General features: G+C 38.3%; 32 protein-coding genes. 12 read left to right on the top strand and 20 right to left on the bottom strand.

What is annotated here, in order from left to right:
- Positions 1–13: 13 nt before the first annotated feature.
- Positions 14–355 (bottom strand): DUF4870 domain-containing protein, encoded by a 342-nt coding sequence (locus tag OQX63_RS04155; protein ID WP_265849623.1) that lies wholly within the window; start codon positions 353–355, stop codon positions 14–16.
- 48 nt (positions 356–403) lie between these two features.
- Here OQX63_RS04155 and OQX63_RS04150 point away from each other — a divergent pair, with 48 nt between their 5' ends.
- Positions 404–2,416, top strand: a complete 2,013-nt coding sequence (locus OQX63_RS04150; RefSeq protein ID WP_265849622.1) for a helix-turn-helix transcriptional regulator — start codon at positions 404–406, stop codon at positions 2,414–2,416.
- 243 nt (positions 2,417–2,659) lie between these two features.
- On the opposite strand, the gene OQX63_RS04145 is transcribed toward OQX63_RS04150, so the two are convergent.
- The 3 genes from OQX63_RS04145 to OQX63_RS04135 form a co-directional block, all read right to left on the bottom strand.
- Positions 2,660–2,809 carry a hypothetical protein gene (locus OQX63_RS04145; protein ID WP_265849621.1) on the bottom strand — a complete coding sequence of 50 codons (150 nt, stop codon included), beginning with the start codon at positions 2,807–2,809 and terminating at the stop codon, positions 2,660–2,662.
- Between the two features lie 183 nt (positions 2,810–2,992).
- Entirely contained in the window at positions 2,993–3,532 is a 540-nt protein-coding gene (locus OQX63_RS04140) for an AAA family ATPase (protein ID WP_265849620.1), read from the bottom strand.
- 366 nt (positions 3,533–3,898) lie between these two features.
- Positions 3,899–4,375: a hypothetical protein gene (locus OQX63_RS04135; RefSeq protein WP_265849619.1), complete on the bottom strand. Its 477-nt coding sequence runs from the start codon at positions 4,373–4,375 to the stop codon at positions 3,899–3,901.
- A 545-nt stretch (positions 4,376–4,920) separates the two neighbouring features.
- Here OQX63_RS04135 and OQX63_RS04130 point away from each other — a divergent pair.
- The 3 genes from OQX63_RS04130 (at position 4,921) to OQX63_RS04120 (ending at position 7,377) form a co-directional block, all read left to right on the top strand.
- A complete protein-coding gene (locus tag OQX63_RS04130; RefSeq protein WP_265849618.1) occupies positions 4,921–5,796 on the top strand; it encodes a universal stress protein in 876 nt (291 codons plus the stop codon).
- A gap of 71 nt (positions 5,797–5,867) precedes the next feature.
- Entirely contained in the window at positions 5,868–6,890 is a 1,023-nt protein-coding gene (adhP, locus tag OQX63_RS04125; RefSeq protein WP_265849617.1) for an alcohol dehydrogenase AdhP, read from the top strand.
- 31 nt (positions 6,891–6,921) lie between these two features.
- On the top strand, positions 6,922–7,377 hold the full coding sequence (locus OQX63_RS04120; protein WP_265849616.1) for a pyridoxamine 5'-phosphate oxidase family protein: 456 nt from the start codon (positions 6,922–6,924) through the stop codon (positions 7,375–7,377).
- A gap of 365 nt (positions 7,378–7,742) precedes the next feature.
- On the opposite strand, the gene OQX63_RS04115 is transcribed toward OQX63_RS04120, so the two are convergent.
- Together OQX63_RS04115 and OQX63_RS04110 are read right to left on the bottom strand one after the other, a co-directional pair.
- Positions 7,743–8,588, bottom strand: coding sequence for an SEC-C domain-containing protein (locus OQX63_RS04115; RefSeq protein ID WP_265849615.1), 846 nt, complete (start codon positions 8,586–8,588; stop codon positions 7,743–7,745).
- A complete protein-coding gene (locus OQX63_RS04110; protein WP_265849614.1) occupies positions 8,533–9,072 on the bottom strand; it encodes a hypothetical protein in 540 nt (179 codons plus the stop codon). The genes OQX63_RS04115 and OQX63_RS04110 overlap by 56 nt, the downstream gene beginning before the upstream one ends.
- 221 nt (positions 9,073–9,293) lie before the next feature.
- Here OQX63_RS04110 and OQX63_RS04105 point away from each other — a divergent pair, with 221 nt between their 5' ends.
- Entirely contained in the window at positions 9,294–10,703 is a 1,410-nt protein-coding gene (locus OQX63_RS04105; RefSeq protein ID WP_265849613.1) for a KAP family P-loop NTPase fold protein, read from the top strand.
- 88 nt (positions 10,704–10,791) lie between these two features.
- Here OQX63_RS04105 and OQX63_RS04100 read toward each other — a convergent pair whose 3' ends face one another.
- The 3 genes from OQX63_RS04100 to OQX63_RS04090 all read right to left on the bottom strand — a co-directional run bounded on the left by OQX63_RS04100 (position 10,792) and on the right by OQX63_RS04090 (position 12,280).
- The gene (locus tag OQX63_RS04100) at positions 10,792–11,166 is read right to left on the bottom strand and encodes a hypothetical protein (protein WP_265849612.1); all 375 of its coding nucleotides are present in this window, start codon (positions 11,164–11,166) and stop codon (positions 10,792–10,794) included.
- A gap of 37 nt (positions 11,167–11,203) precedes the next feature.
- Positions 11,204–11,689 (bottom strand): J domain-containing protein, encoded by a 486-nt coding sequence (locus OQX63_RS04095; protein WP_265849611.1) that lies wholly within the window; start codon positions 11,687–11,689, stop codon positions 11,204–11,206.
- Positions 11,690–12,085: 396 nt separating this feature from the next.
- Positions 12,086–12,280, bottom strand: a complete 195-nt coding sequence (locus OQX63_RS04090; protein ID WP_265849610.1) for a hypothetical protein — start codon at positions 12,278–12,280, stop codon at positions 12,086–12,088.
- 365 nt (positions 12,281–12,645) lie between these two features.
- On the opposite strand from OQX63_RS04090, the gene OQX63_RS04085 reads away from it, so the two are divergent.
- The 5 genes from OQX63_RS04085 (at position 12,646) to OQX63_RS23450 (ending at position 18,544) form a co-directional block, all read left to right on the top strand.
- Entirely contained in the window at positions 12,646–13,299 is a 654-nt protein-coding gene (locus tag OQX63_RS04085; RefSeq protein WP_265849609.1) for a hypothetical protein, read from the top strand.
- Between the two features lie 476 nt (positions 13,300–13,775).
- Complete coding sequence (locus OQX63_RS04080; protein ID WP_265849608.1) at positions 13,776–15,413, top strand: hypothetical protein; 1,638 nt, start codon at positions 13,776–13,778, stop codon at positions 15,411–15,413.
- Positions 15,413–17,098 (top strand): hypothetical protein, encoded by a 1,686-nt coding sequence (locus OQX63_RS04075; RefSeq protein WP_265849607.1) that lies wholly within the window; start codon positions 15,413–15,415, stop codon positions 17,096–17,098. Before OQX63_RS04080 ends, OQX63_RS04075 begins: the two co-directional genes overlap by 1 nt.
- Before the next feature lie 94 nt (positions 17,099–17,192).
- Positions 17,193–18,350, top strand: coding sequence for a hypothetical protein (locus OQX63_RS04070; protein ID WP_265849606.1), 1,158 nt, complete (start codon positions 17,193–17,195; stop codon positions 18,348–18,350).
- Between the two features lie 122 nt (positions 18,351–18,472).
- Positions 18,473–18,544, top strand: coding sequence for an SEC-C metal-binding domain-containing protein (locus tag OQX63_RS23450; protein ID WP_416276525.1), 72 nt, complete (start codon positions 18,473–18,475; stop codon positions 18,542–18,544).
- A gap of 25 nt (positions 18,545–18,569) precedes the next feature.
- On the opposite strand, the gene OQX63_RS04065 is transcribed toward OQX63_RS23450, so the two are convergent.
- Both OQX63_RS04065 and OQX63_RS04060 read right to left on the bottom strand, forming a co-directional pair.
- Entirely contained in the window at positions 18,570–19,376 is an 807-nt protein-coding gene (locus OQX63_RS04065; RefSeq protein WP_265849605.1) for a hypothetical protein, read from the bottom strand.
- Positions 19,377–19,420: 44 nt separating this feature from the next.
- Positions 19,421–20,242, bottom strand: coding sequence for a hypothetical protein (locus tag OQX63_RS04060; RefSeq protein WP_265849604.1), 822 nt, complete (start codon positions 20,240–20,242; stop codon positions 19,421–19,423).
- A 105-nt stretch (positions 20,243–20,347) separates the two neighbouring features.
- Here OQX63_RS04060 and OQX63_RS04055 point away from each other — a divergent pair, with 105 nt between their 5' ends.
- Complete coding sequence (locus OQX63_RS04055) at positions 20,348–21,061, top strand: hypothetical protein (RefSeq protein WP_265849603.1); 714 nt, start codon at positions 20,348–20,350, stop codon at positions 21,059–21,061.
- A 95-nt stretch (positions 21,062–21,156) separates the two neighbouring features.
- Here OQX63_RS04055 and OQX63_RS23360 read toward each other — a convergent pair whose 3' ends face one another.
- From OQX63_RS23360 to OQX63_RS04015, 8 genes are all read right to left on the bottom strand, one after another.
- Positions 21,157–21,336: a histone H1 gene (locus OQX63_RS23360; protein WP_265849805.1), complete on the bottom strand. Its 180-nt coding sequence runs from the start codon at positions 21,334–21,336 to the stop codon at positions 21,157–21,159.
- Between the two features lie 65 nt (positions 21,337–21,401).
- Positions 21,402–22,010: a hypothetical protein gene (locus tag OQX63_RS04045; RefSeq protein ID WP_265849602.1), complete on the bottom strand. Its 609-nt coding sequence runs from the start codon at positions 22,008–22,010 to the stop codon at positions 21,402–21,404.
- Positions 21,968–22,306 carry a YWFCY domain-containing protein gene (locus tag OQX63_RS04040; protein WP_265849601.1) on the bottom strand — a complete coding sequence of 113 codons (339 nt, stop codon included), beginning with the start codon at positions 22,304–22,306 and terminating at the stop codon, positions 21,968–21,970. The genes OQX63_RS04045 and OQX63_RS04040 overlap by 43 nt, the downstream gene beginning before the upstream one ends.
- Positions 22,307–22,426: 120 nt before the next feature.
- Positions 22,427–22,684: a hypothetical protein gene (locus tag OQX63_RS04035; protein ID WP_265849600.1), complete on the bottom strand. Its 258-nt coding sequence runs from the start codon at positions 22,682–22,684 to the stop codon at positions 22,427–22,429.
- Positions 22,685–22,728: 44 nt separating this feature from the next.
- Complete coding sequence (locus OQX63_RS04030; protein WP_265849599.1) at positions 22,729–23,112, bottom strand: hypothetical protein; 384 nt, start codon at positions 23,110–23,112, stop codon at positions 22,729–22,731.
- Positions 23,113–23,157: 45 nt separating this feature from the next.
- Complete coding sequence (locus tag OQX63_RS04025; RefSeq protein WP_265849598.1) at positions 23,158–23,586, bottom strand: relaxase/mobilization nuclease domain-containing protein; 429 nt, start codon at positions 23,584–23,586, stop codon at positions 23,158–23,160.
- Entirely contained in the window at positions 23,571–23,975 is a 405-nt protein-coding gene (locus tag OQX63_RS04020; protein WP_265849597.1) for a mobilization protein, read from the bottom strand. The genes OQX63_RS04025 and OQX63_RS04020 overlap by 16 nt, the downstream gene beginning before the upstream one ends.
- A 172-nt stretch (positions 23,976–24,147) precedes the next feature.
- Entirely contained in the window at positions 24,148–24,372 is a 225-nt protein-coding gene (locus OQX63_RS04015) for a hypothetical protein (RefSeq protein WP_265849596.1), read from the bottom strand.
- A gap of 116 nt (positions 24,373–24,488) precedes the next feature.
- Here OQX63_RS04015 and OQX63_RS04010 point away from each other — a divergent pair, with 116 nt between their 5' ends.
- Complete coding sequence (locus tag OQX63_RS04010; protein ID WP_265849595.1) at positions 24,489–25,736, top strand: PIN domain-containing protein; 1,248 nt, start codon at positions 24,489–24,491, stop codon at positions 25,734–25,736.
- Positions 25,737–25,747: 11 nt separating this feature from the next.
- Here the strand turns inward: OQX63_RS04010 and OQX63_RS04005 are convergent, their stop codons facing one another.
- Positions 25,748–26,563, bottom strand: a complete 816-nt coding sequence (locus OQX63_RS04005) for a hypothetical protein (RefSeq protein ID WP_265849594.1) — start codon at positions 26,561–26,563, stop codon at positions 25,748–25,750.
- Positions 26,564–26,573: the final 10 nt, after the last annotated feature.

The raw sequence follows: 26,573 nt of genomic DNA, 5'->3' as shown, positions 1-26,573 counted from the left end.
TTATACCAGTTTTTTAAATAGCTCTGCTATTGAAGTTGAATTTCCTCTCAAATACTTTTCCAATTAATGGAACAGGCTTCTCTAATCCATTATTGGCGGTTACGATGCCCAATAACATCAGGATAAAAGGAACCAGTAAAATGAGGTAAAAGACAAAACCTAAGGAAGGAATTACGGCCAGAATTATACTGCTTAGGATACTTAAAAGGATAGCGGTAATGATAATACCCAGCGACTGCCCCAAATGGTAATTGGCCAATGCACTTTTTTCTTTCGATTTTTTAAATTCGAGATAAGAAATAATCCATCCGATGAGCGTAATGTAGGCAACTACTGCAATTGTTTTCTGTTTCATAGGTTTAAAATTTAATAAATTGAACCATACAAAATTACCTATGCCTTTATGTACCACCAAGATAAGAGAACCTACACTACGACTACCGATTTATCAAATTCCGTCTACAAGGAGACTACAAAAGCCATTAAAAATGGGTTATTTTCAATTAATTATTGTAATTCTGTTTCTGTAAATGTTTCTTTTCTATTTTTGATTATGCAGCTACCACTGAAAAAATTATCCAGTATTTTACTTTGTCTTTTACTTTTTTTTAAAAATGCCGAAGCACAGAAGATCTATTTCGATTCGTTAAACCACTTGCTGGCGCAGAACAGCATTTCAAAGGAAGAAAAGGCAAATGTATACTGCAGACTAGCAAAGGCTAATTTTGAAAAAAACCTTCCGCTTTCCTTTCAGCAGGCTAACGAGGCCCTGAAAGTTGCAGAAGGGTTAAGAGATGGAAAAAGTAAAGCCATGGCCTATGCTACTCTCGTACATTTATACGTATGGAAAAAAGACCTTAAAAGTGCTTATGCAAGTTTAGATAGTGCACAATATTATGCTCAAAAAACAAAAAATCGTATTGCATTGGGCTTTGTTTGGTTTAGAAGCGGTTGGTTAGACCTGGTGAACGACGAGAATGATAAGTCGGTGCCCAAACTGCTTAAAGCCCTCGATTTTTTTAAAGATCAGCATGCTGATGATTATGAGAGTACCATATATCACTATCTGGCCAGTTTTTATGGTTATGGCAATGATCCATCAAAACAACAGAAATATGCCCGCTTATGTTACTCAAGCGCTTTGAAAAGTAAACAGGTTGACCTGTTAAATAATGCTTATTTTACCATAGGGCAAAGTTATTTCGACCGTTTTAAGCTGGATACATTAAAACGTAATCTACTCGACTCGGCTTTGTTTATGTATAAAAAGTCACTTCGACTCTCGAAAGAGCAGGCGGGCCGTATGCTTACCTACAGTAATACGGCTGCAGCAGCTTTAAATACCGCCAATACCTATTTTCAGTATTTTCCGGCATCGTATCGCGATAGTGCTGAAAAATATGTCGATATCGCAATGGGAATTGCGACAAAAACAAATTTACTGGAGGTTTTACTTAACTGCTATGGATTAAGGAGCGAATATGCATTGCGAGATGGAAATTACGACGAAGCAGAAAAAATACTCCTCACAGGATTGGATAAAATTTCTGGAGTGGTTGTCAAAATGCCGCTAACGCAGGCCAGAATATATCAGGGGCTTGCCAATATTGCCGAAAAAAAGGGTAATCAGCAGGCAGCCTTAAAATATTTTAAGCAGTATTTCAATTATTATAAAAAAGCTTTTGATGAAGAAAAAATAAATAGCACCGTTAGGATAGAGGCACAGTATCAATCCCAAAAAAAAGAGCAGGAGATTGCCTATTTACAGCAGCAAACCAAGTATACTAAAAAATTGAATGTTTTTTATATTATTTCGGGATTAACGGGCATTGCCGCATTGCTTTTATTGTTGATGTCTTATAATTATAAGCTCAAAGCATCGATCAGGAAGCAGGAACTGATTGATCAGGAAAAAAAAGCTATAGAATTGATGGCGCAGCTGAAAGAGGCAGAAGCTATGCAGCTTCAAACCGAGCAGGTTTTGCTTAAAGAGCGTCAGGAGCGGTTAGAGAAGGAAGTATTGGTGGGTAATTTACAGATTGAGGAAAAGAATGAACTGCTTGAGCTGATAACAGAAAAGGTAAATCCTGAAAGCCACCTTTCGCTTGATGAGCAGATTAAACGGATTGTGAATCAGCAGAAAAAGATGGATAAAGTATTTGAGGAACATAAGGTAGATTTTTTTGATGCCAATCCTGCTTTTTTTGAACGCCTGCAGGAAAAAGCAAACCATGCACTTACCCGGCTCGATTTAAAATATTGCTCTTATATGTTGATGGGGTTGAGCAATAAGGAGGTTTCTGTTCGTTTAGGTATCGAACCCAAAAGTGTTCGAATGAGCCGTTACCGCATTAAACAAAAGTTAGGTTTGGGCAAAGAAGAAGATTTGAATCTATTTCTGCAGCAATTGGGATAATTGCAGCTATATAACCTAAATATGTTCGCTTTTTTGTCGTAAAACGTAGTATGCTTAAAGCATTTTCCGGTAATTATTTTTTAACCTGTTTAAAAAAGCCTACACTTTTGCTGCTTGTAACAGACAATAATTATTTTTATTAAATCAGACTATAAAATTTGTAGAATCTATAGTTTTGCTCTATTAAACAATTATATCCTAAATAAATTTAAAATTTATCAAGGTTAATATGCTTTTAAATGATTACTCTATGTTTCTGAACTGTGGTGCCGATGAAGAAATCCTTACATTTTTATGTTCTTCGGGAGAGGAGAATTTATAAAACAAAAGCCAATAAGTGATGGCCATAATCAACATACCTAAGAGCGCACTGATTACATCATTCCTTTTCATACCGCCATTGTAACAAAAATGATGCCGACCAAAAGAACCTGATGAAATAAATCATTTTTTTATCGTGCTTAAATTGAGGAAGAGTCTTTTGGTATCTATTTACGAGCGGCATTATGCATTAAATTATGTTAGTCGGTTGCTGATGCAGGATGGGATACATTTCTGCATCAAATATTAAAAGCTTTAATTACGGTCAATAGCATCAATAATTCGACTTAACCGTTCTGCTACCGTGGTATCTCCTTCAATTTTGATAACCGGACAGTTTACACTTGCCAGCCAATTTTCATGAATGCCAATATTCCGACCTGTGAAAGAACGGTCATCATATTTTGATGCCCAATCTATAAACTCCAGAAACAAGTTGTGGCGCTGTGGATCATCATAAATATTGTTTCCATACCGTTCTATTTCCCTTTTCACCAGGCGTTCCAACCTGATTTCCTTTGGCAGGTAAAGAAAAACCACAAGGTCGAACATTTGTTTCCACTCCTCGCCCCAGCTTACCAGCGAGCCGCCCACAATATAGTTTTCTGATTTTCTTAATTCATCTTTAAGCAACCGGTTCCGTACTCGGGCTTCCCGCTTTACGGTATAGGGAACAGCAGATTTTTCCCAGAAAAAACGATCAGTATCAAAATAGGGGATATTTAACGCTGCAGATAAAGCTTCACCCAAAGTGGTAGAGCCTGCACAGGATGCACCAAGGATATGGATTTTCATGGCATAAAGATATTGCAAATTGTTTTATCGGTTTGTTAAATCTTGTAAATATGGTGAGATTAAAGGCATCTTCTTTTGGATAATTTCTCATTAAAGAGGGTATATTTAATGGATTGTAGATCATCGAGAGCACCTGTTTGCAAACCGCTTATCAGTACAAGTTTATCCTCACTGCTTTCCATAATCCTCAGCGTATTAATCAGAGATCCGGCTTCGGTTTTAAAAATAGGCCTATTGGTAGGCGCTTGGTCTACTATCGGATTAAGGAGCAGCCACTTTCACTGAAATACATAATAAATCACCAAAAGCAGGAAACAAACATTTTTAGTGACATTCCCAATAATTATGCTCCGCCAGAGTGTTTGTTTATTTAAGGGTGCTATAGATCCTGTTCTGAAACGGGTTTATCTTTTTATCTGAATAATAAGTTGCAGAGACAACGTGGCCAAGTACGGCATGTAATTCAAGTAAAATAGAGTTTTTCATTTTCGGATTAAAATAGATTACATAGTAGAATTCCGGTGGCTGTTCAGGATCCAGATAAATTCCCTTTAAGCTAAAACCCGAAATCTTTTTATCAAGTTTTTGTAGCTCTTTAGAGCTAAAATTGGTTTCCTTTAAGTACTTGGTTGGAGCCTCATTTCTATTGTATGAAACAAGAATATCGCCAGATTTTAGCCATTCTAAAGTGAAATTGCCAGCCGGCATTTTATGCATAGGCTGCCAACTGGCGCTATTGTCCTTAGTTTCCAAATTCATAGAGAGATATGGTGCCGAGACCTGGCCATATGTTCCCTGCCAAATCACAAAAAGAACGAATGTTGATAAGATATGTTTTATCATTTTAATTGGTTTGAAGGCCTGTACATGTGGCTGTAACGTTTAAACGGGTTCTTGGATCACCAGAATTGTTATTCTGCCAATAATCTATGTGAAATGTTAAAAACATTGAGATTAGAATTAAAATAGATTTTTCATATAATTGATTTTATAATACGTTATGTACTCTGGCGGAATACTTTGATAGCACTACTTATTATGACAAGTTTGTCAACCCTATGTTGTATATAGGCTACAAATAAATATTTTAACCACTGGTCTTAGCGCAAGTCTTAGTGTTTAGCCCTGGCAAGGCCTGACTTGTGCTTTCGTTAAACTCATTAATTGTTCAAATTAATAAAATCTAAAACACCTGGAGCCCTTTTGATCAGGCAAAGGAAATGACGATCCGAATATATCTTTCATCATAAGTCCTTTTTTTATTAAAACGGGTTCTGGGATCATGGTTATTCGCTTCATTTGGTTGAAAATCATTTAAATAGCTGATGCTGCTCACATTTTTAACATGGGTTTTTTACAAACTTTATGATTAATAAACAGAGCGCAATATGAAAAAGATCCTGGTACCTGTTGATTTCTCTCCAGCAGCAGAGAACGCAGCTAATTATGCAACTGATCTGGCCTATAACATTGGGGCAAGGATAGAACTATTCAATGTTTTTCAGGTTCCTATAGTGTCTCCAGTTGCAGCATCGATGGTGTGGCCTTATGAAGCGTGCAGCCAAATAGAAGACGACGCTAAAAAAGCATTGCAGAAATTACTTCATAAGGTCGAAAAGAAATATGAAGCTGCCTATCACGATTATAGCCTTAAACCAGAGGTGTATGCGAGATCTGTTCGTGGAGAGGTGGATGATGAGGTTTATAAATATTTTACCGAATGTAAAATGAACCTTGTTGTAATGGGATTAAACAGTGCAAGCAAGTTCTCCAAAATTTTAATCGGCAGTAATGCCAGAAAAATGATTGAGCGTGAAATACCGCTTTTATTGATCCCCAAAGGCTACCAGTTCAGGAAGCCTAAAAAAATTGCTTTCGCCACCGATTTTAGCCATAGTGACATCCCTGTTTTATGTGCGCTTGCCGAATTTGCAAAACCTTTTAATGCCGATATACTCATTATGCATACCGGTAATTCAACATCAGCTCCGGCAGCTTACAAAGAAACAATGGAAGATTTTTTGAACCGGGTTGCCGATAGGGTGAATTATAGAAATATCTACCATAGGCATGTAAATAGTGAGCGGGTTAAGGATGGTCTGGACTGGATCGTAGAAAATGGTCAAGTCGATATGCTGGCGATGGTACACCGGAAACACGGCTTTTTTTATCGCCTGTTTAATGGCAGCTATACGCTGAACATGTCTGATCATATTCAGATCCCGCTTCTGGTTTTGCCGCCTGAACATCGCATTCCGATGTAAAGCCAGCCGATCATGGCATAAAACTTAATTGTACAATTTATTCCTAAACAAAAAACATGTATCCTAAAACAATGAAAGCCGCTGTTATCCATGAATATGGAGGACCTCTGGCCATAGAAGAACTTCCGGTCAGACCGCTGAATCAATATGAGATCCTGGTGAAAGTAATTTCATGTGGTGTATGCCATACGGACCTGCACGCCTGTAATGGGGATTGGCCGGTAAAATCAAAAATGCCATTAGTGCCTGGTCATGAAGCTATTGGTTTGGTAGCCGCCATGGGGCATGATGTTAAAAGTGTTAAAGAAGGCGATGTAGTTGGCGTTCCATGGTTGTATAGTGCCTGTGGCTGTTGCGAATTTTGTTTAACAGGTTGGGAAACATTATGCTATGAGCAGCAAAATGGCGGTTATAGTGTTGATGGCGGTTTCGCAGAATATGTAATTGCCGATTCCAGGTATATTGCCCATTTTCCTTCGTATGTAAATTTTGCAGAAATGGCACCAATTATCTGTGCCGGGGTTACCGTTTACAAAGGTTTAAAAGAAACCGAAGTAAAAGCAGGCGAATGGGTTGCCATATCGGGCATTGGCGGATTAGGCCATCTGGCGGTTCAATACGCAAAAGCCATGGGTTTTCAGGTTGCCGCGATTGATGTTTCAAACGATAAATTGGAAATGGCCAGAAAATTGGGTGCCGACATTGTAGTTAATGCGCTTGAACAGGATCCTGGGGAATTTCTTAAAAAACAAACCGGGGGAATGCACGGTGTATTGGTAACCGCAGTATCGCCTATCGCTTTTAGTCAGGGGCTTTCCGCATTGCGCAGAAAAGGCACTTTATCGCTAAATGGATTACCTCCGGGCAGTTTCGACCTCCCTATATTTGATACTGTGCTGAACAGGATTACCATCAGGGGTTCGATTGTAGGTACGAGAAAAGACATGCAGGAGGCTATCGAATTCGCTGTAGATGGCAAGGTGAAGGCGCAGATTAAACCTGCAAAACTGGAAGACATTAACGAAGTATTTGAACAGATGAAAATGGGAGAGATTGAGGGAAGGGTTGTTTTAGATATTTCGGGAACAACATAGCAATAAATATTCAACATTAACTTTTTAAGAAATGTTAGGGAAATTAGAAGAAGAGGAAGTTGAAAAGCTTCTTAAAGAGCAATATATAGGTCGTTTAGGCTGCCACGCCCATGGAGTGAGTTACATTGTGCCCATTAATTATGTGTACCGCAACGGTACAGTTTATGCGCATTCTGCTCCAGGACAAAAAATCAGGATGATGAGAAGCAACCCACAGGTCTGCTTCCAGATTGACCAGATCCGTGACACCTTTAACTGGAAAAGTGTGGTGTGCTGGGGCAAATTTGAGGAAATCACCGATACTTCAGAAAAACAAAATGTTTTGCAGGGCATTATCCATCGGATGATGCCCTTAACCAATACACCATCAGAGCAGCCATCGCATGGTACAGGCAAAACAGATGCGCATGATGAAGAAATTATCGTGTTCAAAATGGTACTGCACCTCAAAACGGGCAGATTTGAGGTTAATGACAGGAGTAATTGATCCGTTTATAAGAATATCCTCCGCATTCGAATTTAGAACAGGATGTTTAAATAAAAAAAAGTCTGAAATCATGTGATTTCAGGCTTTAGTTTTTCAGGCGGGGAACCTGAATCTGTAATGCAACATCTACAGGAACTTTTCAGAATAATCAGGGAAATTTATAAGAATAAGAAGAGAATGGAAAATAATGAAAATATATAAATTAGCCATGAGTTCGAAAAATGTTCGGTCCTAAGTCGCTCAATAGAGATTTTAAGATATTTAATTGAACAGAACTACATAGTAGAGAAATTCAAGATTACTCTACTATGTAGTTACATATAAGATTAGATGCAAAACTGTGCAGCTAGATTCCCATATAAAAGCTAGTTGGTGACCTTTTGAACTTTTGTAGGTTTCATCCCACGTGTCTTCATTGTTGGCTGTTTCATGATGAACTGCGTATGATCCATTTCAACTCCAGGCTTTGGTAGACAGCATTTTTTATACTTTAGTTTTGAACCACATGGGCAAGGTTCATTTCTCGGGACTGAAAATTTGGAGTGCGGCTCAAATATTTTATAAGACTCGGTATTCCACTGATTGAAAGGATGATCGATCACCGATAACAAAAAATCAATATTCTGATACTTATAAGGATCATCCTCATCTTTGGTAACACCCATGACCGAATATTTGTTAAAAGGCTCATCAACTATGGACATGCCTATCATTTCCGATTTAGTAATGATATATGTGCACATTTCCCCCATGTATAATTCTCCTTTTTTATGCGGACATCGGTTCCTTAGTGTGATTATACTGTCACAGATGCTGCACCTGGTCTCTTTCTTTATATACTCACTGCTTCCAAAGACTTTATAGGGATAAAGACCCTGTAATTTTTTTACATACTCTTTAATAAACAGCACATAATATTCATCTTCGATAAAATTATAGTGCCATAAAACTCCCTTTATAGCAATCTCGATTCTTTCAAGCAAGCACCATGCTGAGTAATACTTTTGAACGGAAAAGAGCTCAAATACCTTGGTGTAATCGACCTGGATTTTGAAGATGCTTTGTAAAATAGCAGTTGAATTAGCCAGGAGCTCCTCATCACGTTCAACATGCCTTTTTATTTTTGCAACAAAATAATCAAAAATAGCCTTGTTGTCATGACTTTTTGTGTACAGTAGATGCGGATTTCGCAGTATCTGTTCTATGTTCATCTTTTTCCTTTGAGAGTTCTATAACTTTGTCGACAACTTTTTTAAAATCCTCGGCCGTTCCTTGGTATTTAATGGATTTCGAATGATCACTGTTATTATCCAAAATGATTTCGAGTTCGATTTCATCGGTTGGGTCCTCATGTTTTAGCTTGTCGGAAATATAGTTACCCAAAACAGTCACAAAAAGTGGTGCGACAACAAGCGTAACGGCATATATTCCGAACCTGTGCTTTTTGCTGTTTAGAGATAGTTCATGGTAATCTTTGTCATTGATTGCTGCTTCCACATTAAAATGTTCCTTCAATAAGTCATATATTTCCATCATATTGCTTGGAAATAATGGCGTTTTGAACTCCCGTAGATCCTCGTCGGGAACAATAAGCACGTCAACATCTGAGAGCAGATGTTTGGTTTCTTCGTTTAAATATGGCCGTTGCTTCCAATATTGGAGCGTTTTCGTACTGCTTGTTATTACTAATTCCATCTTGACAAATCTGATTAAATTTTAACGATTATAATAGAAATTTACAATTCGGGCAATTCAACTTATGCACATCAGTTTCTTCCGTGCTAATTGTCATTTTATTTCTGTTTTTAACCAAAGATACGGCTAACGTATTCTCAAATCCATAAAACTATCTCGTATGCTCGGGTTTTCGAATACAGAACGTTTTCTCCATATTTGTTAAAAACCAAATTATCGCTATGATCTTAAAACACAAAGACATTGAAATTCCAGCTGACGAGCCATTTAAAAACTGTAAACTAAGCCGGAAAACTTATGCAGAGGTGCTAACGAGCATGATCAGTTCCTACGCAGATGGCTTTGTTCTCTCGTTGAATAATCCCTGGGGTACAGGTAAAACTACCTTTGTCAAAATGTGGCGGGCACAGCTTGCTAATGCAAAATATACTACACTTTATTTCAACGCCTGGGAAAATGATTTCGATGCAGACCCTATGGTCGCACTGATGTCGGAACTGGGAACATTGACCGATAAAAAAAAGGATGACACATTTAATTCTTTAATAGAAAAAGCAGCTGTTATCAGTCATAGCATTATACCAGGGTTATTGAAAGCGCTCGCCGCAAAATATATCGATACGGAAGTACTTAGGGCTTTATTAACTGACGCTGGTAAGGGTGCCACCGATCTGTTGAAAGACGAGATTGTAGAGTACGCAAAAAAGAAAAAAGGACTGGTTGATTTCCGGAAAGACCTTGAAAAATACATCAAGGAAAATACCGATGGAAAACCTTTGGTACTCTTCATTGATGAGCTTGATCGGTGCCGTCCCAGCTACGCTGTTGAGGTTCTGGAACAGGTAAAACATTTCTTTAGTGTTCCTGGAATCGTCTTCGTCCTTTCAATTGACAAAACACAACTCGGAAATGCGATACGTGGATTCTATGGAAGTGAGCAAATTGATAGCAGGGAGTATTTAAGAAGGTTCATTGACTTAGAATTTGTTTTGCCAGCACCTCCGGCAAATGCTTTTGTAGAGTATCTTTATCAATATTTTGGTTTTGATGAATATTTCCGTCATGCTGAGAGAAACCATCGTGACCTTTCTTATGATAAGGAAGAATTTGTGAAATTTACAAACCTATTATTCACGTTCAACGGTCTGACTTTACGCCAGCAAGAGAAATTGTTCTCACATGCACGTGTGACATTGAGAACATTTCCTTACAAGAACTATTTATTCCCCAGTGTCTTTATACTATTGATCTACCTCAAGGATTTTCATGCAGGACTGTATAATCAACTTGTAGCAAGGTTAGTACCTCCGCAAACAATCCTGGATGAACTGTCAAAAATACTACCACCAGAGGTTTACGAAGATGAGCAAACCGCCTATATAATTACCGAAGCCACGTTGATAAAACTATATAACAACTACTATAAGGAAATCAATTATGGTGCTAAAATTTATAAGCAGGACGATGACAGGAATACCATATTACTCATCAAACCATATACAGATAAGACCGAAGGCCATAAAAAATTTATTAATATCATGGATCACCTCACATCCCGCAATGGTGGAGATGCAAAATTGAGCTATCTCTTGAATAAGATTGGTCTGTTGGATAATTTTCAAGATGTGTAAAAATCTTTATCAAATACCTAATGCCCGCCAGGGCCACGCGCGATTTTTGCGGCGGCTAACGGGCTAAAAATAAACCCTATTTTATCTGTCAGCAGTTATAAAATAGCTTTATAGCTGTTTTAAACTTCTCATCCTGGCTTTTCTTCTCTGCGTATTTAATGATCCGGTCATTGACAAATAATGAGGTCTGGCTGAAATACAGCTGATCGGCATACACTTTACTGCTTCTTTTCATGCTGTTCATGTGCCTGTTCAACAGGGCTTCAGTTTCAGCAGAAAGGTGTTGCCAGTAATCAAACGGCACCATTGCGGTAGTCCAGTTACTGGCAAATTCTTCTTTACGCTCCCTGAACTCTATGCAAAATGCCTTCAGGTGATCTAAGAATAAATTAATCTCATTGGGGAGCAAATCAGCTATAAGGCGGGCTTTTTCTGAATTATGGAGTGTCTCTAATGGTTTCATGTTTTTAGGATTAAAAGGGGAATTGATTCCCCGTTATTTAGTGTTTTAAATAATTTTTCTTTGATTGTTTATTGCCTTTGATCACCTCGCTACCGTATTTCTCCCGTATCTCCTCAAGGCTCTTTTTACTACCCTTAGTGCATTTATATTCTGCGGTGCGGAAGTACCAAGCCAATTTTTTAGATGCGAAAAAATACCCTGCATTTTTGAGCTCGGATTTTACAGCAATGGTGTTGCCCGTTGCCCAAATCCAGTAGCCGACCAGTTCAATGACAATGCCCTCCAAATGAATGATCTTTTCAATAGCCTGCCTGTATTCTTCGGAAAAACGGATTTCGTTTTCTGTCTCTTCCTCGCTCAGGTTTTCGCCTTTAATGGTCTTAGCCGATGCAAACGCATATTCTTTGTTAATGGCCTGCATTGTTTCGGTATCGCCGCCTAGATCAGGATGGTACTGTTTAGCCAGTTTCTTGTACAGGGCTTTAACCTCGTCCAGTGTCCTGCACTCGCTAAACCATTTCATGGTTTCTTTTGGTGGCTTTGGGTTTTGTACACCCTAGTGTTATGTATTCTTGAAACCAGTATTTCGGTTTCCAATACATTGATATTGGCCGTGTCTGTCATAGACAAGATAGATTCGTTTTTCAGCTTCCTGACGGTATCGGATACGCTGGCATGATCTGCATACACTTGTACACGTATCATTATAAATACGGTTTCATATTTCATAGCGGTAAACTGTGGTTAGTTTTAAATTCCCTGAACTGGCTGTAAAAGGCGCTGGGGTTATCGTCTTCCAGTTCATCTGCGTAACCTTCCCAATACATTTTGTCTAAATATTCTTTGAATGCGTCTAGAATGATCTTAAGTTTAAATGAATAATAAATAGCCTCCCGAACCGCTCGGGAGGCTTATAGGTTTAAGCAGGTAATACAATACCTGCTTCCACTTCCGCCAAACATTCGGCAAATCGGCCACTGATAAAAATTACTGTGCCTTTAATCACTGACGGGCTTTTGGTGCTGAATACATTACCCTTGTTATCGGTGATTTCCAGTTCACATCCTTGAAATGCGGTTTCATCTTCCAGTTCATCGATTGCGCAAACAGCCAAAATCAGCCCTAATCAATCGGATCAAACCTTGAGCAAATGTTAAGCAAGGGTAAGCAGTTCAAATGGACGTTGTTACCAGAAACACTTGCTCTTAATTTCCTTGAAAAAAATATTGGGGTTTATTTATTTTATGAATATTTTTAGATTACAGAGTTAAATACTGTTTACACAAGACCAAAAAAATATTCAACGTAGTTGTACAGAATACCCAAATTTTCGTTAAGATTGCATAACACCAACTATAAACTGTTAGGAGTCTAATTTTCGCTCTTCAGAAAATCTTCACCGGCAGTATCAATACGTAAAAAAAAATCTAGTAATCCTTGGATGAGTTGCTGGATATAATTTTGTAACTAATATTGCCAATGGAACTCGACGAACAGGTTCGAATGTATAAAGACAGGTTAAGGATTTTTTTGATCCTTTTCTACTTCAGTGATGAGTATACATCAACTGAGCATCCTGAATATAAAAAGATTTTTAAGAGTGAGGTACGTATCCAGAAGATAGATTTTCTCATCCGTAACCCAGACTACCTCGCTTACGAACTGTTACTTATTGCCGCAAATGACCCAACCAAAAAGCAGGAAATCAAACAGATTGTAAAATCCATATATGATACTGCGGAACCGCAATTAAGAAGGCTGGAAATGGAACGGTTCTTTTTTGGAGCGTATGAAGACATTGATGATGTTATAGGCTTTCTTAAAAGCATTGGCTTTATCGGTTTCACAAGTAAAAAGAGCACCGATCTAAAAACTATTGAAAAACAATACTTTGTCACCAAATATGCAATAACAAAGGCGAACGCTGGCATTAATAATCTCCCTGCTCTAGAATGGTATGCAAAAAGGTGTGAACTTATTAAAAAGTATTTTGGCGATCTTTCGGGTTCTCAGCTCAAGGTTTTGCAATATCAGATCGATGAGTACCGGAATACCTCATTCAAGAATTTTATTGGAGAGATCTCCGAAACGGTTAAAAATGATTTTTACAAAATGTTCAATGAACGATTATGAAATTTGACTACAACAATTTTATTGCTGGACTTCAAAAAGAATTTGATGAAGCCTTCAACCAGGCTGAAATCAGGGAGTTATTAAGCCTGGAAGAAGAAATAAATAAAGATACACCGTTATCTACAGGCAAACGCCTGGAGGTAAATTACATTTCATTTACAGGCAAAAAGATCACTGAAGAGCCGCAGGTATTTTCTAATGACATAATTGACTACAGTCAGGAAATGTACTCGGGTGTTAACATTTGGGTTGCAGACAATCTAAAAGGCAAATCAAGTATATTCAAAATTATTAAGTTTGCATTAACTGGTGATAATAGCCTGAAAACCAACATTTCAAAATGGATTCATCACATACTGGTTATCTTCAGTATCAACGATAAGAAGTATACTGTCTATATTAACAATTCAAAAAAGCAGATAAATGCTGCCCTATATAATAAGGAGATTAAATCCTATCCAACAGACGGCGAACATTTGGAAGAGCAGCTGTTTATTTCTACTTCCAAAGATGATTTCCAGTCCCAATTGCAAGACTTCTTTTTCCATCAATTTGATTATTATTCTCTGCGTTGGACGCAGAAGTCACCTATTAAGGACAGGGACGATTTATTAGAGGCCGGTGCGAGCTGGCTCACTTATTTCAAGTCTATATTTTTAGAGTCAAAGGATACCACCGAACTGATGTATGGTGCGCAGGGACCAAAGGTATTCCAAATGCTTTTGGGTCTTCACCTTACCTCACCCATCAATAAACTGACCATAGAAAAAGACAAAATGATGCACCAAAAAGGTAAGCAGCAATCTTATGATTCTAGGGAAATAACCGAAAACGTGGAAAAAAAAGCGGAATTACAAGAATCGCTTAACAAATTGACCGAGCAGTTAAATGAATTAACCAAGGCAGAAACACCATCTGTTGATATTGCCGCGATGGTAAAGCAATATGATGATCTGCTCAAGGAATTAGATGCAGAGAATGCTAAATCTTTCAAGATCACCAATGAGATCCAGGAGAATAGAAACCTAAAAAACAAAACGGCGGGGCGAAAACAGTTTGTTGATGAACAATTGAATAAGCTTCAAAAAGAGCTGCACAAAGCAGAAAAGCAGCAGATTGACATCAAAGAATATTTGGAGATCGGAGTATTCTTTTCTAACCTGGACCTTAAAGAATGTCCTAGCTGCAGCCATCCAGTGACCAGTAAAAAAAAGCAAAAAGCTGTCAATGCCCACACCTGTGCTTTATGTAGCGACGATGTGTCTAAAGACATTTCGGAGGTAAATACAGATAGCTTATCAGCCAAGTCCGAAGAACTTATTCAGCTACAGGAAGGATTGAAGTTGAGCATACAGACATTAACTAACGAACTGGAAGAGATCAGAAAAAACGCGAATGACCTGTATAGTGCAAACATCAAGCTTGAACAGCAGCAAAGTACAATTAAAGATACTGGAGCACTAAATGCCAAGCTTTTGGAACTCCAAAAATCAATCAGTGAAGAACGCCAAAAAGTTAGACCCCGTGATTCAGAAAAAAATGAATTGATTGAAAAAAAAGCGGTATTAAATTTCAGAATCAAGCAGCTTGATGAACAGCCCAAAAAAGCCGGAGATCAAAAAATTGAACAGAAAATCCAGCTTTTGGCCAGGGCTATAGAGGAGATGAACAAAATTCGGTTTGCTGAAGGCCAGTCCATACTCAAAAAATTGTCTGATCTGATGACCGAAGAAGTTAAGGCCTTGGGTCTAAGAATTTCGGAAATTACTATTAGTGATCGATTTGATATTAAATATAAACAGGACGGGGATTACCTTACATTCTCCCAAATTGCCGAGGGTGAGCAATTGCGTGCTAAACTTGCGTTTTACCTAAGTTTGATACAATTGGATATTGAGCATAATTATGGCCGTCATTCCAGGTTCTTAATAATCGATAGCCCAGGGAAAGAAGAAGCTGATAAAAATTATTTAGACGGATTAACAAAACTGATTAAGGAACTGGAAACACGTTTTGGAGATAAGCTGCAAATATTGATCGGGACCGCCGAACGTAGTTTGGAAAATACGGTGACGCATCAAAACGTCTTTGCGGCTGATACATATGTTTTCTAATGGCAGGAATAAATGATCATTTTATTGCGATGGACGTTCACGAAAGGATAACATTCCTTCAGGTTGACTTTTTTGAAGAAGCAGAAAAAGCTACTGAGAAGGAATTGAACACTCTGTTAAGTGGTATTGTCTCAGACTCCAATGAGAATACTTACATTCAAAAATTAGCTATCGAAAGGTTAATGGATCTGGTTTTTTTAAATAAAATAAAACCACGGCAGGCCTTAGCAGTCTTAATTGACAATTGGGATCATGAGGACGTGTCATTAAACATCACCAGAATAAAATCATTATACTATCTTTTCGAACATGAGAAAGGCGATATAGAGAAAATATTCAACCAATATCTTCTTTCGCAAGAAGCTGAACTAACTGCTGAAGCCCTGTTTCATCTTGGTCTTATCAACATGCAGCAGGGACTGCTGTCTCAGGACAAGCCTACTTCTGTCGCTGCTCTTGAAAAGAGCAGGTCTGAATTTTTATCTGCCAGTCAGATGATTGAAAATAGAACGGACGCGCACATACTTAGCAGGGTGATAGATTTGACCGTCAATATTTTAAATAATGTAACCCATTCTTTAAAGACAGGCCTGAAGGAGATTGCCGAGCTGCTATTCAAAATGAATGGGTTTTCGTTCAATTTTAAGGAAGGGTCATTTTACACTGGTTTTTACAGAATATTGGCAGGGCTGACAAAAATATCAGAACAAAACCCACTGTCGTGGTTAGATTTTAGGGCAGAACTATCCTCCTTGTTTCATCAATACTCTCTTATCAAAGATCAGGAAATTAAAGACAGGTTGTCTTTAAGCCAGTTGTCTTCAAGTTTTCTTGAGAAGTTGAACACTACATTCTTTGAGCCTTTTTTTGCATTAAATTTTTCAGCAGACCAGTCACGGATCGCTGTCAGGTTAAACGAGCTGCCCCAAGATGGTCAGGAAGCAGCTTTTCTAAGAAACCTTTTAGTATTTTTGGAAACTGATCCAAAAAAAAAAGCCTCTTCTGAATCTCTAAAAAGCCAGCTTAAACAATTGTTTTCATCAGCTTCAGATGCCACAATAGAAGCTCTTGAGGCAAAATATTCCGGCGAAAACGAGCAGATGCAAATGTTCAAAATTTACTGGGAACTTTCCAGACCTTCGGCGACACAGGTAGATGATGCCATTATAAAAAGTTGCCTTAACATCCAGACCAACCGCATCTACTATGGCAACTTCTCAGAGGATGACAGAAATACTTTTATTGCCAATATGATGGAAAGTGCAGGTTTTCTGGTAAAAGACCAAACCCGAAAAAGTACAACGGAAACTGGTAAGTCTGCTGGTGAAGTCGATATTTTTATTCAGGACATCAATCACCTCCCGATTTCGCTCATCGAAGCACTCAATTTAACCTATGTAGATAAAGGCTACATCGCAACCCATATAAATAAAATTTTCACCTATGATGCTAACGGGGTACCTGACAATTATATAATAGTCTACGCGAACGTGGCAAATTTTGGTTCATTTTATAAAACCTATCGCGATTATGTGAAATCCCATGACTTTAAATACCCACTTGTGAAACTGACAGAAGATAGTTCAGTTCAATTTTCAGAATTGAAGAAATTTACGGTTGTTCACGAGCGAAATGGTGTTGAAGTCAATATGCATCACATTGTTATTAATCTCTCTAAAAAATAATGACAATAGGTAAAAGTCATATCTGCCATATATTCGATCTCATAAAAAAGATAATCAATTTACACATTTAAACCTAAATACAATATTAATTACCATGACGCACTTAGAGAATTATGCAACTCTTATAAACAGTATTTTTGGGCCAGGCACAGCAACCTTTAGCACCGATTTAACTGAAGGAAATAATGTTATTGGGGCACTAAATAATCCTAATGACTTTAATGAGTTTAAACAGAATTTTACCGCACGATTAAAGCGTATACATCAGATTTATTCCGCTGATGCTGGCTTGTTAGAACCTATTTTAGTTCAGGTGAACGAAATTGCCAGTGAAAAAAACTGGCAGGGTGCATTTGCGGAGCTATCCGCTTTTGATCACTTGAACAAAGAAATACTTACTGGTAAAAATTACCTGTTTTCACCTATTCAGGCTGATGTCACTTTACCAAAAGAAAGTAGTTTTGCCAAAGAACTAGGTAAGCAAGAAACTAATCTTGATGGTTATATTGAATCAGTAGGTATCTATTTTGACATAAAAGTATTGAAAGATAACGTTAATGAAATTCTTGAGGGCATATATAAAGATCTGGAAGAGGAATTTCCAACACTTGTAAATATCATGGCTGAATATGATATGGGAATATCTTATTCTATTTTGCAGCAAAAAAGAAATAAGCTATTGAAGGAATTGAGTGATGCTGTAGTTGCGAAACCAGATATTTATAGCTTTCGATCCAAAGAAATACCAGAATTGTCCTTCGTGTTTTCTTGGAAACGCGGTGTGTCTTCTGCTTTAAGAACTTATGGCCCGTATCGGCATGCCGGAAATCACCACACAAATATCTTTATCTACGCTAACAAATTTTTAAAAGATCAACCAACTTTGATCATTCTGGTGAGTTTTCCGTGGTACAATCAAATATTGAATCAAAATCGAGAACTGGAGATTTTTCAAAGATCATATGCCAGGCGGGTATTTTGTCAATATAAAAACGATATTACTCCATTTGCAAATTATAATCCCAAGTTCTCTGGAACTGAAACAATATATGGTGTTTCTAATTACCTATCAGGGATCATCTTTTTGAATGACAAGACTATATTGAGTAATGATCCAGATAGTACAAATGTGGATTGTTCTGTATACCTAAACCCAAATGCCAAAAATAATCTAAGCCGTTCAATTGCCACCAATTATCTACACGAAATCTGTAATGAAGTCTATGACGACTTTGCTGATGATAATTATTGATCGAGTTAAAAATACAAAAACCTGCCCCGAAGCCTGGGCAGGTTCATAATTCTCAACGGCTTTTTAAACTATTTAGTTTCTTTGTTTTTTAGCTTGTCACCTCTGCACGTGCGGCTTGCCGTATTCCATCTCGAAACGAACCTTGCCAATGCGGAAACGGTAGAAAATTTAAGAAGTGCCATTGGATGGGATGATTTTGGCTAATTAATTAAGAGACAACTATGTTGGTTGTGAGCCACTATTCCCATCGCCAGTTTGAATCAATCCTAAATCATCCCATGATTTGACCTTTATTTTATCTATATCCTCAGTTTCATAAAGCATCGGCATTTCCCTGGTATATGGCAAAGCGCCGTGAAGCTCCTTTATGAGTGATTTCGCTGAGGAAATTACATTAAATATTTTAGGCTGAAGCAATTGGTAATCAAGCCTGTAGTCAATTTTGATATCTTTGGGTATTATGCTCCGGGTATGAATTACCTCATTTCTTACCGTTTCCAGTTTGCAAAATGTTGAATAGGATTTGAACTGGCCAGGGTCTTTCATATTGAGCGCTTTTGGCAATATTTGTCGTAACTTTTGGGTGGTAGATTTCCATCGCTGGATTTCTTTATAGTCCCATAGCCTGACACCATCCTTACCTTGTTCTGTATAAGAGTAGTTACGAGGGATTAACGCATTGCAGAGGCACTCTACAGCGGTATAAGCCATAATTATACTCATTTTAATATGCTCAAAATAATCATACAGTTTGGAAGAATCCTCATCTGAAAAGTCATAGGATTCCCTTGTCTGGAGTTTAGGCTCTAGCAATGACTTATGGAGTAATTTTGCTGATTTTAGTTCACGCTCAGAAGCGTTCAGATATAGTGCAGTAGAATTAGGTGTGTCAAATTTTATTTTTGCTTTCCCAATTTTAAATTGCACAATTTCTTGCATTGAAACATCTTCATTTACGTCTTGAATTTCGTAAATCACTAACTTAACTTTTCTCTTATCTGAAATGTGATGCGTTTTTCCTTCCATAGCAATATTTATTTGCAGCGTTTTGTTTAATAAAGTTACATGCTCTAGTCTAAAGTAAAATCCATAGGTTGATAGCCATAGGCAATAAATAAATATGGCGGTTTCATTGCATCTTCCTTTTCGTTTTCTACAATAAACCCCCTTCTGTATTTCGTCTGCTTTATCAGTTCACCTTCTTTATTAAATTGACGCTCAACTACTCCGCTTATTTTGAACATATCCTCATTGAAAGCGCCGTGTTGAAGTGCACCGCCAACAGCCTTATCTTTTTCAGATACAATAACTTTTTTAATGATCTGTAGTGGGGTTAAATCTTTTTCTGCTTCATTGATTTCAACACCATATTTACTTCCGGAACCAAAGAACATGACCCCGTCATCGGGTAAAATCTCTTGGAAATCGTAGGTTATATTTTCCTCGTTTATGGTTGGAAAGAATCTTAAAACCCTGATCTTTCGTGTGGCGAGGCAGTAACCACCAAATATAATTTCACAGAGTCCGCCTTTATGTAAAATTGGTGCAAGATCTTCAGATACCGCTTTGTATACTTTCAATATCAGGGAACCAATTGTTGGTATTGACACATCAGACAGGTTGGTAACTGCTGTAATATTGTTCAGTACCTCGCTGATCGCATCTTTGACAGAGTAGGCGTTTATAGAACTTCCGACTACTGCTATACCAAACTGACTTTGATAGGCCCATTTATCCAAGTCCTCTCGTTTACTGGCAGGTTCTTTAATCCTGAAAGGCACAGCAAATAATTTAATTCCTTTATCCATATGTCCGGCATCACCGAAAATAATCCGGGAGTCTGAAGAAAATGAAACTCTTTTGCCTTCTCTTTTAATTACAACTAATGTCATCTGATTTATGGTAAACAATTGATTAAAGATACATTATAAAATAGTTAGATAATGACATCAATCATTTAAGGTACTTTAAGTTTATAAAATGATTAATCTTGTAATATGGAAAATACACAGGAGCGTTTTGACCGCTTTATACAACTTTTCAATACAGTTGAAAACAGGGAGAAGTATGATTTTTTATTTGAAAGGTTCGAAAACGGAATGCCTAGCGGGGCTTTTGGCATCATCAGGCATGAAATACGCAACTGCTTAGTTTACGGCATGTTCCAGGCTGCCTTAACGCTCACCAATCATTACATGGAAAAGTTTTTAAAAGTTGCACTGATAAATTCTGAAGTAACCGTTATGATGACTGACTTCCAATTGTTCAATGAACAAAGAGCAGCCGCTATTCAAAAATTTGGGAAGAAGGTGTTATTTGAGAACATTAATAGTGCCTGCGAAAAAGAAATTATAACAGAAAATGAGAAAACTGCATTACTTGAATTTAAAAATTTATATCGCAATACCTTTTCCCATTTTGACCATCAGTCTTTAATTGCTGATAGCGATGTTCAACTCTATCAGTTTAGTTTCACAAAGCCTGGAGAAATTTCCCAAGGTTCAATTGACGCTAAGAATCTTTTTGTAGATATGGGGCACACTGACGCAGATTTTGCCAAAAAGAATGCGGTATTATACTTCATGGCCATTGATGATATCGCTATGAGATATGAATTAAAACAAAGTCCAGGAATGGTCAAAATTTTGCTGGATCATGGGTTTGATGCTATTAAGATATTCAACCAGATTAAATTTACAGGCGGCCAATGATGCTACTATAAAAGGGCTTATCCACTAGAGATTAAAAAAGTCCTACTCCAATCTGGAACAGGGTCATAATTCCCAAAACAGTCTTTGTACTGTTATTAACTCTCTTTGTTTTTCAGCTCAGTTACCTCAGTACGTCCAGCCTGCGCCAGAACTTTGATCTCCTGATAAGCTTTGCGCAATCTCGTGCCCGCAGCCTTATTAGATTTTTCGTGGAATGCTATTGCGTCAGCCTCTGCTGATGCTACTAAATCTTTTAATTTTTGAAATGTTGATATAATAAATTGGGGTTTAAAAAATGAATAAATGAATTGTTTTGTTTTAATAAGATATACATAAGCACTTACATGCTGATTTCCTGGCTTTGCTGTTTCGCTTTTGATTTATCCTTACCCACATCCTGACCAAGGTTCTGCTCTTTCTGGTATTCCTCGCGTTTAACTGGCTTCCCATCAGGTTCAGATAAATTGATATTGCCATAATGGGGAACTGCCTCAATGCGCAACGGCTTTTCCTGTCCGTCCTTTCCAACAAGCGTTACAACAGGGGTATGTCCGTTTTCCATACGTTCAACAATTTGTTTGGCCAAGTCGGGTTGCTGCATTTCCTTGATGTCGTAATTAGCCAGTTCTTTTTTCAGGTCAAAGCCATAACCTTCACCAAACTGCTTCAGGGTGTAGTTGCTGTACTTGTCCTTGGGTTCATTGAACTGGTAACTGTTCCAGGCTTTATATTGTACGCCCGCTCTACTCACCAGATCATCACGGAACACAGCACGGCCTTGCAACATATTGGCCGCCTGCTCCAGGCTGAATCCCTTACCTCGGTCAACATAATGTGAATTTTGCATGACCGGGCTGTAATAGGTTTGACTAAACTCCTTTTTCACGTAGTCCACTTTACCATCTTTCATGGTGGCAACGGTATCACGGAATTGCACAGTAAGCCACATAACAGGCAAGCGATTATGCTCTTCTTTTGGATCTTCTGGTCCTTTTTGCCTTTCAACCCAATTAGCGAAATAATCAGGCACACCAGTGCGGCCAGTTTGGGTTTGAGCAGGCCACTAAACAAGCCAGTCTTTGCAATATTGCCCATCAGGCGGTCGGTTAGGCTTGCGGTAAAGCCCCAATACTCAAAAGCCCTGTAACAGGCTAAATAAATATGCAGTACTAAAATGGTGATGCTGATTAGGCGGGTTAAGTCCATGATCTTTCTGAGTCCTTGTGTATCTTCTCCAGTATTCATTGGTATAATATTTTATAGGGTTAATTGTTGGTCCTGTTCGATGATCCTGCCTTTTTTGCATTTTTTACGGCGTTTAGGGATTTTAATGCCGCTTTCTTCATGCGCCTGGGCCAGTATGGTTTACAGGAAATTTGTCTGTTCAGGGAGTTTTAAATAAGTGAGTGGATGGATTTGCAGGGATTCTACCTGTTCCATCGGTCTTTGCTCTGTTTTATCTTGGGATGGGGAATGGTTATCCTGTGCTTTATCAAATCGCTGGACTAATGCCTTTGCGCTATAAACCTTACCCAGATCACTGCCGTTGAATACAGTATTATGCTCATGGTCGATATAATTAACACCATAGAGCTGTCCTTTTTCGTTTGATCTAAATACCACATCAACACGGTTTTTTAATAGTTCCTCCTGAAAGCGTACCTGGCTTAAATGCCCAAACTTGAAAAAAGGTGATCTATCAGCTCTTTCAACTCCGCCTTATGTGGTTCCCGCTTTTTCTTTCCAGCCTCAAAACGCTTTTCCAGGTTATCCAGTGTTGGTTTACAATAGATCTGGCTGGCTTTTACGGGGATACCGATCTGCTCGCCCTTACAATCCAGTATGGAATACAACAAACCTTTGTTCTCAAACATGCGGGTATCTTCTGCGCCACGGTCTGCTTTGATATTGAACTGTTCCAGTATTGCTTTATATTGCTCAAAGGAAGTATAATGGTACTGGCGCATAACTCCGGTAACAACATTACTGATCTGCTGCTTGGTCGGTTTATCTCCATAAATAGCAGGTCTTAATCTTTGGGTTTGTTTCATTTCCCGCCCTTCAGCTTTTACCAGCCATATTTGATTTCCATTTCTTTACGTGCTGGCTCGGATAAAACGGTAGCCGATACCATGAATGTCAATGCGTTCACCATCTTTCTGGATATTGGTTGTGACGATATGAATATGAGGATGAGCACTATCCGCGTGCCTGTAGACCAAAAAGGGCTGGTCACCAAACCCGATACGCTTCATATATTCCAAAGCGATCTGCTGTAATTTCTGGTTGTCCAGTTTGTCCGAGGCGTCAAAATTCAGGGAGATATGTAGGGCATTGGTCTTTACGGCAGCATTCAGGCCAGTAAGGTGTTTAAAGCGGTTAAGCTTTTGGGAGAAGTTCATTTTTTTTATGTCTGCTGCAAAACCACTGGCCATGATTAACCTGGCATCCAGACTGGCTACTTTGTCCTCGTTGTAATGCAGGATGCCCCTGATGCTTTTGCCGCTTTCTATTTTTGCAACCATAATTCTGCGAGTGGGGTTACTATACCGAGCAGGCGATCTGTCTTCTGATCGATGCTTTTGTATAATTCAGCAGTCTTATTCACGTAAAATGCCCGTTCTGCCGGAGTCTGACTGGTATGGAAATATTGGGTCTGCTGGTTGATGTTGATGCCGATGGCTTTTATCTCTTTACGGATCAGCGCCAGTTCTTCCATCGGGCCGTTCATTGAAGCGTCTTTCTGGAAAAGGTTGATCCGCTCACCAGACAGGATTTTCCTAGCGATCTCGCAGATGCTCCGGCAGTCACTTTGTTTCTGCATCGTGGTCAAACGCTGATATCCAGTCTGGTTTACCCGCATTCTTAGCAGGTGTTTGAGCTGCTGTTCTTCCGCTATTTTTGGTCTTGGCATTCCGGCGCTTTTTATCACCTGGTAAGGCATCACGAGTTTCGAGTGTATGCCCCGACCTCAAGGGCGGCAAGATGTTTTTGTCTACAAAAATCCATCTTGCTGCACGCACATGCGGGCCAGAAAGCTACCTCCAAAAGTGGTGTCGAAATTCGGTTAAATGATTAATGAATGTTTAATGTGATGGTGAAATCCGTTGGGTCTTTGTGATGGCGTTCAGATCTTCCAGAGGTATGGATGCCCGCAGGAGTTGCCGGATTTTCTGTCGTGGCTCGGTCTTGACCTTTTTGAATTTCATGTAAGGGTTGCCTTTGTATTTGCCACCCTTAACATTGGGTGTTTTGATTTTACGGGTATTGGCACTGCGCTCTTCCAGTGCTTCTAATTGTTGCTGTTTCATGGCTTTAATTTTTGTTGGGTCAAAAATGTGAAGCCTTGAAGTGAGCGGTACTCTAGTAGGGAGAAATAGGTTTTATATCGAACATCCCATATCTTTGAAAGATAATTATTTGCATAATGCCTGTTTACGTTTTCTTAGATACTAACAATTGGATTTATTTAGCCAATGGCTTCGATATTTATTCAAAAAAGCACGGAGATCTACATTTAAAAATTTTCGAAACAATCGAAGAAAAATCAAATGATGGAACCTATGTTTTTTTGGTCAATGAAATTGTATTAAAGGAATTTGAACGAAATAAGAACCAGACTGAGGCCAAAATAGATGATATTCAGAAAAAAGCGGCTCATCACGTTAGCAATCTTAAACCTATTAAAGAGCTTTTCGACGGAGACGATTTAACAAAACTTAATGAAATAGAAGAAAAGATTACATCTCAGGCAACACAAAGAATAGAGCAGCAGAGAGTACATATTGCAAAGGTTGAGCATTTTATCAAGAACTCCACTGTTGTTATACCTGTAACTGACCAGCACCGGATAGAGGCCGCAAAAATGGCCGAAGAAAAAAAGGCGCCATTTATCGGTGAGAAAAAGAACAGCATGGCCGATGCGTTGCTCATGCTTGGGTTTGTTGACTACATGAAAACTGTTGGGATTATAAAGGTCGATTTTAGCAAATGGGGTGATAGCGAAGTTTTTGAAGTTGAGAATTTTCCTTTGTCATATTTTGTTTCCAGCAATTCCGGTGACTTTTCTGATCCAAAAGACCGGGAAGCCTTACACCCCGATTTGATTCCATTGATGGCGCAAAGCAAATCCAAATTTTATTATGTTTTACATAAACTTTTAAAAGATGTAGAACAAGAGCTATTGACTCTTGAGGAAGAAGCCGCTATCGAAAATGCAGAAGACTGGTTAAACTGCGAAATCTGTGACCATGAATTTTCCCGTATTGACTTTTTTAACCCGATTTCGCTATTTGATCCACATCTAATAAAGGACGGAAGCAGAGATAAAAATCAACTTGGCCTTTTTGAAGAAATAAAAATACCTCTTGTAGAGCCGTACATCGAAGTGGTTACAGGAGAATGCAATATGTGTAGTGCATCGTATTTAATATGTCCAAATTGCCAGGATTTAGTTGCTGTTGGATCAGCCAATACAAAGGCAAGCTGTCCCGGTTGTCATTACAAATTTATTCTGCATGAAAAGAGGGATAAGAAAGGATTCCTCGAAAAATTAGAATACGAAATATTAATGAGCCAAAATTGCAGCCATTGTGGTGATGAGGTGGATGAAGTTAATACTAATGGCCTGTGCGAAACGTGCCAGGAGTACGAAGACAATGCAATAAACAACTAGCTAAGCATATTTCAAATCGTTACTTTCTTGAAATCAAAATCAAGCTCAATGCCGAAGTCAGTTGATAGACTTTTGTAAATCAAGTGTGCATACTCAAAAAGATATTGGGTAATTGCATGGGCTTGGTAAGGTGTGAGCTCAATCTTTTTAGTCAAATCGCTTTTTGAAATCGTAAAATGTTGATCAAATAATGCTTTTCGATGAGCTTCGTTGATGTATTCCTCAAATTGGGGGTTGATTACTAGCCTTGAATGTACGACCAGATTCCTTATCCAAGCGATCAGGTCAAACCAATGACTCATATTTTTGTTCCAGATATTCTTTGATTCATGTTGTTTGAAGAACGGAGAAATTTTTCTTAATGCTTTAATAAATCCTTTATTACCTGCGCCTTGAATGTAGGAGATCTCCTTTCTTACATCCTGAAAAGTATTATATGTATTTGGCAGTTTCAGAATCTGACTGAGGTTTGGATTTTGAGTGACAAGCTCTGATAGTATATTTTTTAGGAAAGATTCAAAAACTTCAAACACTTGAGTGGTAGTAAGGCAAGCGATATAACTTAACAACCTGGTTACCTCAGTAGGGAGATTATCGGTAGTTAGTGAATATCCAACTTTCGTGTCGTAAAGATTATCCCCACCTTCTAATTGTGATAGATCCCGGTAAGTGGTGATCATCCCAATCAGTTCATAATTTGGGAAAGAAAAATTCTCCTGCAATTGTTGACCTCTTGAAGACACAAAGCTGTCCAGAACCAGCAAGTTTGCATCCAGGCTTGTGCATTCGATAAACAGGGATTCAATATGTTTTTTTAGATAGTTCATTTTTAAATAT

The organism is Pedobacter sp. PF22-3, assembly GCF_026239555.1.
GTDB lineage: Bacteria > Bacteroidota > Bacteroidia > Sphingobacteriales > Sphingobacteriaceae > Pedobacter.
This window is presented reverse-complemented; position numbering and strand designations above follow the sequence as displayed.